Here is a 15278-nt window from a genome sequence, read left to right on the forward strand (position 1 = left end):
GGCCTGCTGCGCGAACTGATCGCCGCCATTGCCGAGCGCGAACACGCTCGACAGCGCGACGACGCCTACCTCGACGCCGCCTACAAACTGGTGGCGTTGGAGCTGCCCCATGCCGCGCGCCACACCCAGCGCATCCCGCTGCCGGACGGGTCGGACCGCCGACTGGCCGGGCTGTGCCGCGCGGTGATCGCCAACCCGTCTCAGGCCATCAGTTTCGAGCAGCACGCCGCCGGAGCCGGCGCCAGCGTGCGCACTCTGTCCCGGCTGTTTGTCCGCCATATGGGACTGGGCTTTGCCGAATGGCGCCGCCAGGTGCAGCTGGCCATCGCCCTCTCCCGCCTGGCGGACGGCCAGAGCGTCGGCGCCGTGGCGCACGCGCTGGGCTACCGCGCCAGCAGTTTCAGCGAGATGTTCCGCCGCGAACTGGGCCTGCCGCCCAGCGGCTTCCATCCGCAGGAAACCCTGGCCGACGCCGTCCGCCCCGTCGCCGACAGCTGAGACGGTTGTCCGATATTCGAAAGCAACTGGCAGGAACCGCCTCCCATCTGCCAATACACTCCAATCATCAACCACCTGGAGTCAAACAGATGAAAGCCCTGCAATTCAAAGCCTTCGGTAGCCCTGACGTGCTGGAATGCCTGGAGCTGCCCACGCCGCAAGCGGATGACGACCATGCCGTGGTGCGGGTGTTCAGCGCATCGGTCAATCCCAGCGATGTCAAAAACCTGTCCGGCCATTTCCGCCACACCTTGCCGCCACGCATCCCCGGCCGCGATTTCAGCGGCGTGGTGGTCGAAGGACCGGCCGAATGGCTGGGGATGGACGTCTGGGGCACCGGCGGCGACATCGGCTTCACTCGCGATGGCAGCCATGCCGAATTCATCCGTCTGCCCATTGCTGCGCTGGCGCGCAAACCGGCCGCCCTCAGCCATGAACAGGCGGCGGCCATCGGCGTGAACTTCGTCGTCGCCTGGCTGGGCACTGTGGATTACGCGCAATTGGCCCAGGGCGAAACCGTAGCCGTGATCGGCGTGGGCGGCGGCGTGGGCGGCGCAGTGGCGCAAATCGCCAAATCGCTCGGCGCTCGCGTCATCGGCCTGGACCGCCAAGCGCCGCAGAACGGCTCCCCCGCCGCCGCGCGGATAGACCACTATCTGCCGTTTGACGAACACGCGGCCGAAGGCATGCGCGCGCTGGGCGGCGCGGACGTGGTGTACGACACCGTGGGCGGCGTGGCCTTTGAAACCGCGCTGGGACTGGTCAAGCGCCGGGGCCGGGTGGTGGAGATCAGCGCCACCGGCAAGCGCCGGGTGGAATTTGACCTGATCGACTTCTATCACAACGAAACCCGCCTGCTGGGCGCGGACAGCGCCAAACTGGGCGTGGCGGAATCCGCGCGCCTGATGCGCGAGCTGGCGCAAGGCTTTGACAGCGGCCGGCTGGTCCCGCCGGTCATCGCCCACCGTTTCGGCCTGGAGCAAGGCCGGGATGCCTATCGGGCGGTAGCCGCCGGCACCCGGGGCCGGGTGGTGATCAATATGGCTTGAGCCGGGAGAGCGCGATGAGCAATTACCTGATATCCCTGGCGCTGGGTTTCGCCGTCGGCATCGTCTACGCGCTGCTGCATGTGCGCTCCCCCGCTCCGCCGCCAATCGCGCTGATAGGCTTGCTTGGCATGGTGCTGGGCGAATGGCTGTGGCCCTACCTCCGTGGCCTGTGAGGCTCTAGCACAATCGATCCTCGCCGCGGCCTCACGCGCGCATCGGGCAAGGGAGCCGCGCGGCAAACGCCACGCCCGTGGCATGAGCGTGGCGCATTTGGACAAGCCCTCGCCGGAAATGACAAAGGCAAAAGTATTACTACGAATAGTTGCCGATAGACTTAAGCGGTATGATAACCGTCGGCTGCTCCCCGTGAATTGCCACTTCATCATGAAGACCCAACCCGCCTTGCCTGATTCAAGCCGGTGACACCACAGTTCACCATCGAGCGCGCCATCGATGCATCCGTCGCAAGTCCTTCTTGAGGAGAAGAAAATGGCAACGGTATCCGAAAGCCATGCGGCAGTGTCCGAAAGCTATACCTGGACACTCACCGCATTCCAGCAGCAAGGCACCCTATGGCTGCAATGGCACAGCACCGCGCCATTCCGCGCCCAGCAGGGCCAGATCCATGTGTATGCCGGAACGCAGTTTCCCAGCAACCCGCAGGATCAGACCAAGGCTTGGAAATGGGATGACGCCAGCAACGATCCCTGGAACACCGACCTGCCCTGGGGCTCGAAATGGTTTTGCGCCTGGATTGCGCAAGAGCCGCCAAACGGGCCGTACAAATATGTGGTCCAAGTAGTCACGCCTGTCGCGCAGTAAGCTTCAGCCGCCACCGCAAGCATCGCATCGATGCCGGTTGTGGCGGCCGCCCCTGCCGGCTCTCACCCCATCCACTCGATGCCCCGCCGGTCGCGCCCGGTCAAAAACAGCGGCGCAGCCGTAAAAAACCCGCCGCAAATGGGCGGGCAGTTTGGCGAAGAGACCCGCAAGCCGCTGTCAGACGACAAGCTTTGCCTGCAGTTCGCGCAGATAAGGTTTGACCTTGGCCGCCGTCACCTTCTGCAGCTTGCACAACAAAGCATGGTCGATATCCGCCAGCTGGAACTGCCGTTGCAGCGTGCCTTCGAGGTGCGACAGCAGATTGGCCGCCATTTCGGCGTCCGCCAGCGCGCGGTGGGCGCGGCCGGCGGCCGGCAATCCGGCCCAGCGCGTCAGCGTGCCCAGCTTGTGATCCGGGGCCTGCGGCAGCAGCCGGCGCGACAACAACAGCGTGCAGGCGAAATCCTGCCGCCGCGCCAGGCCCAGTCGCGCCAGTTCATAATCCCAGAACTTGCGGTCGAAGCTGGCGTTGTGCGCCGCCAGCGGCGTCTCGCCGACAAAGGCTGCGGCGTCTCGCATCACCCGGTGCGCCGGCGGCGCGCTCTTCAGCATCGCATTGCTGATGCCGGTGAGCTGCTCTATCATCGGCGGCACCCAGACGCCTGCGTTCATCAGGCTCTGGAAGCGGTCCACGACCCTGCCATCCTCCACCATCGCCACGCCTATCTCGGTGGCGCGGCAATCCCGCCCCGGCGTGATGCCGCTGGTTTCGAAGTCGATGACAGCGATGCGCTGCCTCATGCCAATGCGGCCTTGGCTGCCTCTTCCGGCGTCAAGCCGTCAAAAAACTGGTCGGTATACCATTCGGCCTGCTCTTCGATGTGCTCCTGGGCTTCGGCCTCGCTTGCGCCTGCGGCCACCAGATGGACCTCCACCTCTGCACACCACGCCAGCAGCGCCATGGTTTCCTCATCCAGTTTTTCTTGCGGCTTCTTCGACATCGGGTTTTCCTTGCAATTCAGTACATTATCGAGCCGGGCATTGTACCCGGCTTTGGCCGGCATGCAAGCGCCAAAACGCGCTTGCCGCACCGTCAATCGTCCACGCGGCCGCGCAGCGACTTGATGGAGGCGCGCTGCGACTTGCCGGCCAGCCGCCGCTGCTGCGAACCATAAGTGGGTTTGGTGGTGCGGCGCGTCTTGGGGGTGTGGCTGGCGCTGTCCACCAGCGCCTGCAGCCTCAGTAGCGCGTCGGCGCGGTTTTGTTCCTGGGTGCGGTACTGCTGCGCCTTGATCACCAGCACGCCCTCCTTGCTGATGCGCGTGTCGTTCAGGCCCAGCAGCCTTTCGCGCAGCCACTCCGGCAGCGACGAGGCGGCAATGTCGAAACGCAGGTGGATGGCGGACGAAACCTTGTTGACGTTCTGGCCGCCCGCGCCCTGGGCTCGCATCGCGGTGAACGTCACCTCATCCTCTTTGACGAGATAGCGGGAAACGGACATGGAGGAGAAAACGTTTCTTAAAACCGCATTATAAGCCGCGCGGGCCTCCAGGTCCGCGCGGCTTGCCGCTTACGCGCCCAGGCGGATGCCGCCGTCGCAGATCAGCACTTGGCCGGTGATGAAGCTGTTGCCGATTAAGAACGCCACCGCATCGGCAATATCCTCCACCAGGCCGATGCGCCCCGCCGGCGTGGCGGCGGCGAAACCGGCAAACAGGTCGGCGCGGGCGTCGGTCGGCAAAAAATCCCACCAATGGGTATCCACCACGCCCGGCGACACCGCGTTCACCCGCAGCGGCCGCAATTCGGACGCCAATACCGGCGCCAGCGCGGCCACGGCGGCGTTGGCCGCGGCCAGGCCAGCGGTGCCGCGCAGCGCCGCCTGCGCCGATACCGCGGACAAAAAGGTGATGCTGCCGTTTTTGGCTAGATGCGGCAGCGCCGCCTGGGCGCAGGCGAAATGGGGATAGACCTTCTCTTCGAAACCCTGCCGCACCTGCTCCAAATTGGCCTGCGCAAACATGCCCCCGCCCTTGTTGCTGCCCAGCGCCAGCACCAGGTGGTCGATGGGGCCGCAGCGGCGGAAAGCATCCGGCAGCGCCGCGGTGTCGGCCGCGTCCATGGCCAGCGCGGCGGCGCCGTCCAGCGTCTTTCTCGCTGCCTCCAGCCGGCCGGCGTCGCGCCCGGCGATGGTGACCCGGTAATCGCGGCTGAGCAGCAGTCTGGCGCTGGCCAGCCCGATGCCGGCGGAACCGCCTATGATCAATACATGTTGCGTCATGATGCGCTCCTTGATGATGGGCTGGGCAAACGGTTGTCCGCCCCTGGCCTCGAATGCATCATCGGCCACGCCAAACATGACAAACAGTTGCAGGATTATCCTGGTATCGTGGCTACCATGAACCACACCGACGCATCCGAAACCATCCGCCTGGCGGAGCTAGGCGCTTTCCTGCGCTCCCGCCGCGAAAACCTGAACCCCACTGCGGTGGGCCTGCCATCCGGCATGCGCCGCCGCACGCCCGGGCTGCGCCGCGAAGAAGTGGCGATGCTGGCCGACATCGGCACCGCCTGGTACACCTGGCTGGAGCAAGGCCGCGACGTGCAGGCCTCAGCCGGCGTGCTGGCATCGCTGGCCGGCGCGCTGCGGCTGAGCGAGGCCGAACGCCGCCACCTGTTCGTACTGGCCGGCCGCCCGGCCCCCAACGCGGCCGCGCCGGGCAACCACATCGAGCCCTCGCTGTTGCGCATGCTGGACAATCTGCGCGACCAGCCGGCCTACATCACCGGCCGGCGCTGGGACATCCTGGCCTGGAACCGCCCCGCGGCGGCGCTGTTCGGCGACTACGCCAGCCTGCCGCCCGAAGAGCGCAATCTGCTGCGCATGGTATTCGCCAACCCGGCGCACCGCGCGCTGCTGGCGGAATGGGATAGCTTGGCGCGCGCCGCGATGGCGATGTTCCGCGCCGACTACGGCCGCCATGCCGGCGACCCGGTTTTTGAGCAACTGGTGGAGTCGCTGCTGCGCGACAGCGCAGACTTCCGCGCCTGGTGGCCCCGGCGCGAGGTGCTGGAGCCCTTGTCCGGCATCAAGCTGCTGAGCCATCCGCGCCAAGGGAGGATGAGCTTCGAATACAGCAGCTTCGCGCTGCTGGATGGGTCCGAACGGCGGCTCACGCTGTACACGCCGCTGCCGGAGGACGACAGCGCCGCCAAGCTGGCCGCGCTGCTGGCGGATTGACGCAAAAAAACCGCCGCGCCGATCAGGCGGGCGGGTCTTCGCCGGGACTGGCGGATCAGGATTTGATGGTTTTCACCAGGCCGTCGCACACCGGCTTTTGCGCGTCTCCGGCCGGCAGTTTTTCGCACACGCCGCTCAGCTGGCCGGCCAGGCGGCCGATTTCGCCAGCGTGCTTCTGGTCCTGGTTCCAGGCCTTCAGGCGGCTGGCGACTTTCTCCAGCGAACGGCGGCTGCGCTCGTAAAAGGCGCTGCTGGAGCGGCCGGCGTCGGCGAAGACTTCGCTGGCGGCCTTTTCGATGCGGCCGGCGTCCTGCGGCGCCAGTTCCACCGCGTTGCTGACATAGCTGGCGCCCCATTGTAGCCGGGTGGCCTGCCCCTCCGACGCCCGGTAGGCTTGCTCATACCAGCCCAGCGCCGCCGCCTTGTCGCCGCGCTCCTTGGCGTTGGAGGCCAGGATCAGCATGTGGTAGTACGGCGCGTGCGAGGTTTTCAGTTCGGCCAACAGCAACTTGTCGGATTCGTCCAGCAAGCCGGCGTCGGCCAACAATTCGCCGGCGGCGGTGATCACCGCCTGGCGCTGGTAGGGATTGGCGCTGGCCTTGTCGGCGGCGGCCACCTGACTGCGGACATCCGCCAGCAGCAAGGCCGGCAGCGGCTGCTTGGCGTGCTCCTGCTTGTAAAGCGCCAATAAGGCGGCGGTGGCGCCCAGACGGTCACCCCAGGACAAGGTGGCGTCGGACTCCAGCACCGACAACCGCTTGTTCCACGCCGTCCACAGCGCCCGATGCTCGGCCTTGTCGTCGCCCAGCAGTTTGATCGCATCGCCGGCGGCGTAGATGACAATATCGGCATTGGCGCGGCTGAGCTTGTCGTCGGCCAGCACCTTCAGCAATTGCGCGCGGGCCTGTCCGCGGTCAAACGTCGGCGCATCCTTTTCGCCAGCCAGAGCCGCAATCGCCTTCAGCTGCAAACGGGTGGCGGTTGCGGTCTGGGCTGCCGGCACCTGCCGCGCCAGCTTAGCCAGCGTGGCGGTGACGTCCTTCTCAGGGATGATCTGGCCCTGGTCGACATCCCAGGCGTAATCGGCCAGCAGCTGCCAGTCGTCCGCCGCCAGCGGCTTGCCCGCCAGCGCGTCGGCCAGCAGCGACTTCACCGGTTTCACCGTCACCAGCCCCAACTGCAGCGTGCGCAGGTAACGCTCCGGGTCCACCTCGCCTGGCAGACGGGTGATTTCGGTGCCGTCCGGGCGGAACAGGATCATCGTCGGATAGCCGCGCACCTTGAACTGCTCGCCCAGTTGCTGGGCATTGGCGCTGTCGCCATCCAGATACACCGGCACGAACTGGCGGGTGGCGGCAATGAAATCGGGGCGGTTGAAGATGGTGGCCTTCACCTGGTTGCACGGTGGGCACCACACCGCGCCCCAGTACAGGAACACCGGCCTGTTCTCGCTGCGCGCCTTGGCAAAAGCCGCCGGCACGTCGCCCTTTTGCCAGCCGATGCCAGGCGGCAAAGCATGGCCGTCGGCGACATCGGCGTGGGACAACGGGGCCAGGCCGGCCAGCACCAGGGACAACATCAGCAGGGTACGCTTCATGATCTAGCCTCATTCGAATGGGCAAAAGCCCATGCTAAACCAAATATTCACAAAGCATATAGCACAACTGGCGATTTGCTTAGCAAAAGCGCGGCAAAGCGGACTCCTCAGGCCTCGCGCAATTCGAAATCGTGGCTGATGTCCGCGGTCTTGCCCAGCATGATCGACGCCGAACAGTATTTCTCCGCCGACAGCTTGATCGCCCGCTCCACCGCGTCCGGCTTCAGATCCTTGCCGGTCACCACGAAATGGAAATGGATCTTGGTGAACACCTTGGGCTCGGCGTCGGCGCGCTCGGCCTGGATGTCCACCCAGCAATCCGCGACCTGCTGGCGCGACTTCTTCAGGATGGTGATCACGTCGTAGCTGGTGCAGCCGGCGGTGCCCAGCAGCACCAGCTCCATCGGCCGTGGCCCCAGATTGCGGCCGCCCCCCTCCGGAGCGCCGTCCATCACCACCGCGTGGCCGCTGCCGCTTTCGCCCATGAAACACACGCCGTCCACCCATTTCAGCCTCGCCTGCATCGCTTGCCCCCCGCTTTTTCAATGAAAACGGCCATCAGACTATCATTGCCGATTTGGGACGACAAAGAATCACCTGTAGAATGGAAAGATTCTCCCGTTATATCTGAGCTGCACCATGCTGGTACTTGGTATTGAATCTTCCTGCGACGAAACCGGCGTCGCCCTTTACGACACCGAACAGGGCTTGCTGGCGCATCAACTGCACACGCAGATGGCGATGCATGCCGAATACGGCGGCGTGGTGCCGGAGCTGGCCAGCCGCGACCACATCCGCCGCGCCATCCCGCTGACCGAGGCCTGCCTGGCCGAAGCCGGCAAAAAGCTGGCCGACCTGGACGCCATCGCCTACACCCAGGGACCAGGCCTCGGCGGCGCGCTGCTGGTGGGCGCCAGCATCGCCAACGCACTGGCCTTCGGCCTGAACATCCCGGTGATTCCGGTGCACCACCTGGAAGGCCATCTGCTATCTCCGCTGCTGGCCGAACCCAAGCCTGAGTTTCCTTTCCTCGCGCTGCTGGTTTCCGGCGGCCACACCCAGTTGATGGCGGTGCGCGGCGTGGGCAGTTACGAAATTCTGGGCGAGACTGTGGACGACGCCGCCGGCGAAGCCTTCGACAAAACCGCCAAGCTGCTGGGCCTGCCCTACCCCGGCGGCCCGCTGCTGTCCAAACTGGCCGAATCCGGCAGCCCCGGCCGCTTCACGCTGCCGCGCCCGATGCTGCACTCCGGCAACCTGGACATGAGCTTCTCCGGCCTGAAAACCGCGGTGCTGACGCTGACGAAGCAAGTGGAGGCCGAGCACGGCGAAATCGACGAACAAGCGAGGATGGATATCTGCCGCGCCTTCCAGGAGGCCATCGTCGAGGTGTTGGTGAAAAAGTCGCTCGCCGCGATGAAGCAGGCAGGCATGAAGCGGCTGGTGGTGGCCGGCGGCGTCGGCGCCAACAAGCAGCTGCGCGCGGCGCTGGACCAGGCCGCGGCGCGCCGCAAGTTCGAGGTGTTCTACCCGCCCTTGGCGCTGTGCACCGACAACGGCGCGATGATCGCCTTCGCCGGCGCGATGCGGCTGAAATTCGCCGAAGCGGCCGGCGGCTACAGCATCAAGCCGCGCTGGGACCTGTCCAGCCTGCCGGCGGTATAAACCCACTCATTCCGCCGCGCCGCATCCCCCTGCCGGCGCGGCCAAGCAAAGCGCCATGATCCAACTGAAAAACCTCAACCTGCGCCGCGGCCTGAAAGAACTGCTGGTAGGCGCCAACCTGACGCTGAACCCCGGCTACAAGGCCGGCCTCACCGGCGCCAACGGCGTCGGCAAGTCCAGCCTGTTCGCCATGCTGCTGGGCGAGTTGCACGCCGACGGCGGCGACGCGCTGATCCCGCCCAACTGGACCCTGGCCCACGTGGCGCAGGAAACCCCGGCGCTGGAGCGCAGCGCGCTCGATTACGTGCTGGACGGCGACAAGGAGCTGCGCTCGCTGGAAGCCCGGCTGGCCGACGCCGAGGAACGCCACGACGGCAACGCCATCGGCCACCTGCACGGCGAGCTGGCCAATATCGAGGCCTACTCCGCGCCCTCGCGCGCCAGCAAGCTGTTGACCGGCCTGGGCTTCGACGAGCCGTCCCAGCAGCGGCCGGTGGCCAGCTTCTCCGGCGGCTGGCGCATGCGCCTCAATCTGGCGCAGGCGCTGATGTGCCGCTCCGACCTGCTGCTGCTGGACGAGCCCACCAACCACCTGGACTTGGAAACGGTGCTGTGGCTGGAGGACTGGCTGAAGGGCTATCCCGGCACGCTCTTGATGATCTCGCACGACCGCGACTTCCTCGACAGCGTCTGCAGCCACATCGTGGAAGTGGCCAACCAGGCGCTGACGCTGTACACCGGCAACTACAGCCAGTTCGAGACCATGCGCGCCGAAAAGCTAGCGCGCCAGCAGGGCGAATTCGAAAAGCAGCAGCGCCAGATCGCCCATTTGGAATCGTTCATCAACCGCTTCAAGGCCAAAGCCAGCAAGGCCAGCCAGGCGCAAAGCCGGATCAAGGCGCTGGAGAAGCTGGAACGCATCGCCCCGGCGCACGTGTCCTCGCCGTTCGACTTTCATTTCGACAGCCCGGACAACCTGCCCAACCCGCTGCTGAAGCTGGAATCGGCCAACGCCGGCTACGGCGACAGGATCATCCTGTCCAAGATCAGCCTGTCGGTGGAGTCGGGCGCGCGCATCGGCCTGTTGGGCGTCAACGGCGCCGGCAAGTCCACGCTGGTGAAGCTGCTGTCCGGCGACCTGGACCCGCTGTCCGGCGAACGCGTCAACGCGCAGACGCTGAAGATAGGCTACTTCGCCCAGCACACGCTGGAAACGCTGCGGCCGGACGAGTCGCCGCTGCAGCACATGCAGCGCCTGGCCCCGACCGCGCGCGAACTGGAGCTGCGCAGCTTCCTCGGCGGCTTCAACTTCCGCGGCGACAACGCCACCGACCCCACCGGCCCGATGTCAGGCGGCGAAAAGGCGCGGCTGGCGCTGGCGATGATAGTCTGGCAAAAACCCAATCTGCTGCTGCTGGACGAGCCGACCAACCACCTGGACCTGGAAATGCGCCACGCGCTGACGCTGGCGCTGCAGGACTTCAGCGGCGCACTGATCGTCGTCTCGCACGACCGCAGCCTGCTGGAATCCACCACCGACGTGTTCTGGCTGGTCAGCGGCGGCAAGGTGCAGCCGTTCGACGGCGACCTGGAAGACTACCGCCAATGGCGCATCGCCCAGTTGGCCGAAGACAGCCGGTCGTCCAGCGGCGACGTCCAGAGCGTCAACCGCAAGGAGCAGAAACGCCAGGAAGCCGAGGCCAGGCAGCAGATGGCCCGCCAGCGCAAACCGCTGCAGAACCGCCTGAACAAGCTGGAACAGGAAATGAACAAGCTGAGCGACGAGAAAGCGCAGCTGGAGGCGTTTCTATCGTCCAGCGAGGCCTATGACGACGCCAACCGGCAGAAGCTGACCGAAAGCGTCAAGCGCCAGGGCGAGATGGCAAGCCGGCTGGAGACGGTGGAAGAGGAGTGGATGGAACTGCAGGAACAGCTGGAAGCAATGGAGTAAGCCCGCCGTTCCAGCCCCTTATCACCCGGCACCCTTTTTACAAGGGTGCTTTCGCATTGGCGATCAGGTCTTCGGGTTTCTGGTAGTCGGCTAGCAGGTCGACCTGTAGGACTGCCAAGACTTCGGCATCTGCCGCAGCAGATGCCGATTCGCAAGCCGTTTACGGTTTGTTCAGCCTCAATATGATGCGCTCAATGACGCAGGCGGCGGCGTTATATGAATCGGGGCTGGGGTGGGCGGCAAGCCATTGCTTCCGCACGAATAATTTCATCAGATCGTCCAGCGTCATGTCTTGGCCCTCGAAGCGGACCATCGTGCCTTTTTCGGACTCGAAAAGCGCCCCCAGAGTTTCAACCCGCGCCTTGTTCCAATAGGCATTGGGTTGGTCCGCCGGGCCTTTCAGCTCTTTCTTGACAATCCTGCCCTTGAGTATGGCGGTGTTCTTGCCGTCTTTGGCCAGGCCCAGTCGCAAGCCCATGAGCATATCCTCGCCGCCGGCCACCATGTGCGCCGGATAAATGCCGTCGCCCTGGCGCTCCCGGAATGGCGCCTGGATGGACACAAACTGCTGGGCGGGGGAGTTGAAGTCTTGCGCATCCGGTTTGGCAGTGGCGGCGAACGGTTTGGGGACATCCTGCCGGGTCGGGTAGCCGACGCCGTAGCCGATGATGGGTTTGCCGGTCGAGCCGTGCTTATCGATGACCGCCTGCTGGACATCGGGCCGGCTATGCCGGGTTCCTTCGGTTTGCACAACGTCCTGGTCCATCATCAGGATTCTTTCCGGCCGGTACGGCAGAGAGTCGGCAAGGGTGGTGGCCGCGGCTCTGGCCGCGCCGAAGCCGGTCAGTTGGCCGCCGTCCCAGCCGACAAGCCGCAGATTGGGATATTGATCAAGCGCTTCTTTCAGCGCGGCGGCGTAGGTCTGGTAATCCATCTTGTGAACCAGCAAATAGACGGGCTCGTTGCGCATGTTCATCGGATGCCATGCGAGGCTGAAATCTTTTCCCAGCTCCTGCGCGATCTTGTTTGCGCTGCCGCCGCTGATGACGATGGCGGGCACATTGTCGGGACCGAAACGCAGGTCGCTGGCCTGATCATGCCTGATGAAGGAAATCCAACCGCATCGATCTGATGAGCGATGGGTCATGGCCAACTGCCTGCATGTCTCGATACGGTTTTCCTCCACCGAGCGCATGCTTTTCATCGCCTCTTCGCCCTGGCCCTTGCTGATGACAACGGGAGCGTATTTGCATGCCGGGCGCGTCTGCTTGTCGATCCACCTCGAATTGACTTCCATTTCGATCGGATACCTATGGGACCCGGGGCCGGCGGAGGGGGCTGAGACGCCGGCGTTGCCATTGAGCGGAGCGACGCCTTCGCGCTGGCCGGCATGGCTGAAATTGAAAATGCCCGTTTGCATTGGCGAGCGGCGGCCGACTTCCCCGCGGAGGCGGATCCCGGAGGGCTGCGCTTGGCTTTGTGTGACGTTCTCCAGCGAATGGGCCAGATTGGAGGATGAGGAAGACGGGGTGTTGTCACTACGCTCTTGCCACATGGCGATCTGGGGTAAGGATTGACTTCTGATAAGCATGATGCAGTCCGGTAATGTAAGCTAATTGACAAGCTATCACCGAGTGTTTTTTCTGACTTTAATAAAACGATTATTTACGAATAGCATCCGCTGGCAAAAAACGTAGGCCGGAAGCGGGTATTCCGCTGCGGCCCCTTCACAGGCGGGCGGAACGGCCCAGCTAACACGCTTGATGACGTTGATGTTCCCGCCGCTGCGCGCCACTACTCCGCCGGCGAAATCGGCGAGCCCGGCACTCTTTGTCGGCGAGCCTTGCCTGACTGATTTATTGTGGAAATCCAGATGGTGCCGGATCCACCGCGACGGTTGATAACCCTGTGAGCAACCGGCTACAAGGCAATGAAAAATCGCCTCTTAGCTGAAGGCGCTTAACTTTTGGGCGCGCGGGTTTATTGTGGTGGCGACGGCACAACGGCGCGCCTATCCGCCAACGCGCTATTTCTCCAAGTCCTGATTTGCCACGTACGCCATTGTGCAAAATGCAGGTTTTGTTAGCGGGTCTAAATTTGTGACCGGCGCAAGCGCGGGTAAAATTAATTCACTCAAATTCAATTGTTTAAATTACATACAAGCCATCGCGTTGCCGACGCACGGAGAGCTAGCGGCCGGACTGACCGCCGATCAGTCCGCATGAGCCGATGGCTGGAAAACAAAACGGCGGCATCCACGCAATGCAGGCGCCGCCCTTTTCCACTCACGGATAGAGCTATGCTTACACGCGCTCCTCTTCCGCCTCAACCAACAGCAGCTCCAGGAACTGGCCGGCGTCTTCGCTACCTAGGATATATCCGACCTGCTGGTCCATTTCATCCATCGCGCCATCCCCCCGCTCCGCAGCGGCCAGCATGGCAAGCAGCGCGGCATCGACGCGCATGGCCTGCTCAAGCAGACCATGCTCGACCGCGAGCGCCTCGCACTCCAGCAACACCTCGCCCAAGTAAGGATCGGAGCCGGATTCGTCCCCCTGCAGTTCCGGCTGCGCCTCGCTTGGGGCGCCGAAGAAATCTGCCAGCTCGGCCAGATCCAGACTCTCGGCCGGCGGCTCCTGTGGCGCATCGCCGGTATCGGTGGCATTGAAAAAGGCGGCGGCGGAAAAGCCGGTGAGCGGCAAAGAGGCGCTCGGCGCCTCGTCGCGCCCCCCCGCCTCGACATGGAGAGGCTCGCCCCCCTCCAGCATCGCCTGCTCCAACAAGCTGCCGGCATACTCGGCCATCTCCTCCGGCAGAAGCCTCGTAGCCAGCCCGGCCTCCTCGCGCTCGGCCATCCGATCCGCCATCGGCACATCCGCCAGCATGCCGTCAGCCAGCCCGGCCACTACCGCGGCGCGCATCAGGAGGCCGTGCTCGGCCTGCAGATCGCAGATGCGCACGAACACATCCTCCTCCAACGCCCCGGCCGCCTGCGCGGCCTGCGGCCTGGCTGATGCCGAATCGGCGGGGATCTCGCGTTGCTCCGCCATCCGGAACAACTGCTCCACGTCATCAAAAATGCGGCGTTTGAAACGCATCATGGCATCGCCGGATTTGCCCGGCTCGGCCACGCCCATCACATCCTGCATGATCTTGTCCGCCGCCAGCGCCTTGGACATGTCGTTACCCAGCGGGAACAGGGTATTGTGCTTGGCGTCCTTGGTCACCGCGCCATCCAGCTGCACGTAGAAGGTGTTCATCTTGATCAGGTGGTTGCGGTTCATGAACCAGGCCTGGCCCTCCGCCATGTCCACCAGATCCAGATAGGTCAGCCGGTTTTCCTCGCGATAACTGGCATCGCCGGTGTCGACCAGCCTATCGGAACCCTCCGACTGCCGCTTGCCTCCGGCCCAGGCATACACCCCTGGCCGGCGCGCTTGATGGCGATGTCGGCGGTTTCCTGGTCTTCCGTCTTCAAGAAGATCTTCATGCCGGTGTTGGCCAGAATGCGCGACGCCTCGATCTCGGAGCCTTTCTTGAACGACGGGTAATCCTGGCCGGCGAAGATCACGCTGACGCCCAGCGAACGCGCCTGCGCCGCCACGTCGCCGAAGCCCTCCACCGCGTAGGAACCGTATTCGTCCATGATGGCCAACAGCGCGGTATCGGAGTTGGTGGGGCGGGAATCGACGATTTCCTGCTTGCTGCCGGTCAGTTGCGCCTTCAGCGATACCGACAGCGCGTTCTTGATGCCCGCCACGGTGAGGCGGCCCAGGTTGGCCAGCGAGGATGGCGCCTTTTCCAGCGCGGGCAACATCACGTACAGGATCCGCCGGTTGTAGACCACGTCCTGGAAATCGACATCGCCCCATTCCACATTGCAAATGTGGCCGTAAGTGCCGGATAGCAGACCCAGCAGTTCGGTGAACTGCATGGTGAGGAAGCCGTGCTGCTTGCTCGCCTGTTCCCAGTAGGTATCGAAAGCGGCCGGATCGTTATTCTTGGCGTTGATCGCCTCGCGAAAGCCCGGCAGCTCGTCCAGATAGCCGGTCAGCTGCTCTCGGGCATAGCCCGGGATGCTTTCGTCGCTTTCCAGCTCGCCCAGCTTGTCCAGCCGCATGTAGTCGCGCAGCGCCTGCACCGACAGGGTGATCTTGCCGGCATCGCGCATCGCCACCAGGCCACGCATCAGCGCGCGTATCATCGCCTCGGCCCGGCCTCGCCACATCGCGCCGTCGCCGCCGCCGTCCGGTCGCATCAGCCCGGTCACCAGTTCGGTCAGGGTGTCAGCCGAGCCATAGGTGAAGGGGTTGAAGGTATTGGAATGGATCTGCCCCAAGAGATCCATCTTATCCTTGGCGCCGTCGGCGTCATCCTCGTCCAGGATGGCCAATTTCTCGTAACCGGTGGACGAGATGAAGTTCAGCACCAGGAGATCGTCCTCGCGCCCATACA

16 protein-coding genes are annotated in these 15278 nt (G+C 64.4%); 7 read left to right on the top strand and 9 right to left on the bottom strand.

The annotated features are described in order from the left end of the window. The 4 genes from BI344_RS16190 to BI344_RS16200 form a co-directional block, all read left to right on the top strand. A partial coding sequence (locus tag BI344_RS16190) for a helix-turn-helix domain-containing protein (protein WP_071113907.1) occupies positions 1-498 on the top strand: 498 nt, incomplete at its 5' end. A gap of 89 nt (positions 499-587) precedes the next feature. Beyond that, positions 588-1547, top strand: coding sequence for a quinone oxidoreductase family protein (locus BI344_RS16195; protein ID WP_071113908.1), 960 nt, complete (start codon positions 588-590; stop codon positions 1545-1547). Positions 1548-1561: 14 nt separating this feature from the next. Further along, positions 1562-1720: a DUF1427 family protein gene (locus BI344_RS23150; RefSeq protein WP_083339089.1), complete on the top strand. Its 159-nt coding sequence runs from the start codon at positions 1562-1564 to the stop codon at positions 1718-1720. A gap of 280 nt (positions 1721-2000) precedes the next feature. Further along, positions 2001-2369, top strand: a complete 369-nt coding sequence (locus BI344_RS16200; protein WP_239690972.1) for a hypothetical protein — start codon at positions 2001-2003, stop codon at positions 2367-2369. 177 nt (positions 2370-2546) lie between these two features. Here the strand turns inward: BI344_RS16200 and BI344_RS16205 are convergent, their stop codons facing one another. The 4 genes from BI344_RS16205 to BI344_RS16220 form a co-directional block, all read right to left on the bottom strand. After that, positions 2547-3170 carry a 3'-5' exonuclease gene (locus tag BI344_RS16205; protein WP_071113910.1) on the bottom strand — a complete coding sequence of 208 codons (624 nt, stop codon included), beginning with the start codon at positions 3168-3170 and terminating at the stop codon, positions 2547-2549. Beyond that, a complete protein-coding gene (locus tag BI344_RS16210; protein WP_239690971.1) occupies positions 3167-3433 on the bottom strand; it encodes a hypothetical protein in 267 nt (88 codons plus the stop codon). Before BI344_RS16210 ends, BI344_RS16205 begins: the two co-directional genes overlap by 4 nt. 29 nt (positions 3434-3462) lie before the next feature. Next, complete coding sequence (arfB, locus tag BI344_RS16215; RefSeq protein ID WP_071113912.1) at positions 3463-3870, bottom strand: alternative ribosome rescue aminoacyl-tRNA hydrolase ArfB; 408 nt, start codon at positions 3868-3870, stop codon at positions 3463-3465. 69 nt (positions 3871-3939) lie between these two features. Next, the gene (locus tag BI344_RS16220) at positions 3940-4650 is read right to left on the bottom strand and encodes an SDR family oxidoreductase (protein ID WP_071113920.1); all 711 of its coding nucleotides are present in this window, start codon (positions 4648-4650) and stop codon (positions 3940-3942) included. 117 nt (positions 4651-4767) lie between these two features. On the opposite strand from BI344_RS16220, the gene BI344_RS16225 reads away from it, so the two are divergent. Further along, the gene (locus BI344_RS16225; RefSeq protein WP_071113913.1) at positions 4768-5610 is read left to right on the top strand and encodes a helix-turn-helix transcriptional regulator; all 843 of its coding nucleotides are present in this window, start codon (positions 4768-4770) and stop codon (positions 5608-5610) included. A gap of 55 nt (positions 5611-5665) precedes the next feature. Here the strand turns inward: BI344_RS16225 and BI344_RS16230 are convergent, their stop codons facing one another. Further along, positions 5666-7207: a thioredoxin family protein gene (locus BI344_RS16230; RefSeq protein ID WP_071113914.1), complete on the bottom strand. Its 1542-nt coding sequence runs from the start codon at positions 7205-7207 to the stop codon at positions 5666-5668. A gap of 107 nt (positions 7208-7314) precedes the next feature. Next, on the bottom strand, positions 7315-7731 hold the full coding sequence (locus tag BI344_RS16235; RefSeq protein ID WP_071113915.1) for an OsmC family protein: 417 nt from the start codon (positions 7729-7731) through the stop codon (positions 7315-7317). Between the two features lie 115 nt (positions 7732-7846). On the opposite strand from BI344_RS16235, the gene tsaD reads away from it, so the two are divergent. Together tsaD and BI344_RS16245 are read left to right on the top strand one after the other, a co-directional pair. Next, positions 7847-8872: a tRNA (adenosine(37)-N6)-threonylcarbamoyltransferase complex transferase subunit TsaD gene (tsaD, locus tag BI344_RS16240; RefSeq protein WP_071113916.1), complete on the top strand. Its 1026-nt coding sequence runs from the start codon at positions 7847-7849 to the stop codon at positions 8870-8872. 55 nt (positions 8873-8927) lie between these two features. Continuing rightward, the gene (locus tag BI344_RS16245) at positions 8928-10823 is read left to right on the top strand and encodes an ATP-binding cassette domain-containing protein (RefSeq protein WP_071113917.1); all 1896 of its coding nucleotides are present in this window, start codon (positions 8928-8930) and stop codon (positions 10821-10823) included. A 160-nt stretch (positions 10824-10983) separates the two neighbouring features. Here the strand turns inward: BI344_RS16245 and BI344_RS16250 are convergent, their stop codons facing one another. The 3 genes from BI344_RS16250 to BI344_RS16260 all read right to left on the bottom strand — a co-directional run. Continuing rightward, positions 10984-12414, bottom strand: a complete 1431-nt coding sequence (locus BI344_RS16250) for a hypothetical protein (RefSeq protein WP_139167054.1) — start codon at positions 12412-12414, stop codon at positions 10984-10986. A 712-nt stretch (positions 12415-13126) separates the two neighbouring features. Further along, positions 13127-14245, bottom strand: a complete 1119-nt coding sequence (locus BI344_RS16255; protein ID WP_071113919.1) for a hypothetical protein — start codon at positions 14243-14245, stop codon at positions 13127-13129. Beyond that, positions 14152-15278, bottom strand: a 1127-nt coding sequence (locus tag BI344_RS16260; protein ID WP_206600413.1) for a TraM recognition domain-containing protein, incomplete at its 5' end; no start/stop codon positions are given. The genes BI344_RS16260 and BI344_RS16255, both read right to left, overlap by 94 nt.

Origin of the sequence: Chromobacterium sphagni, assembly GCF_001855555.1 — a bacterium.
GTDB classification, from domain to species: domain Bacteria; phylum Pseudomonadota; class Gammaproteobacteria; order Burkholderiales; family Chromobacteriaceae; genus Chromobacterium; species Chromobacterium sphagni.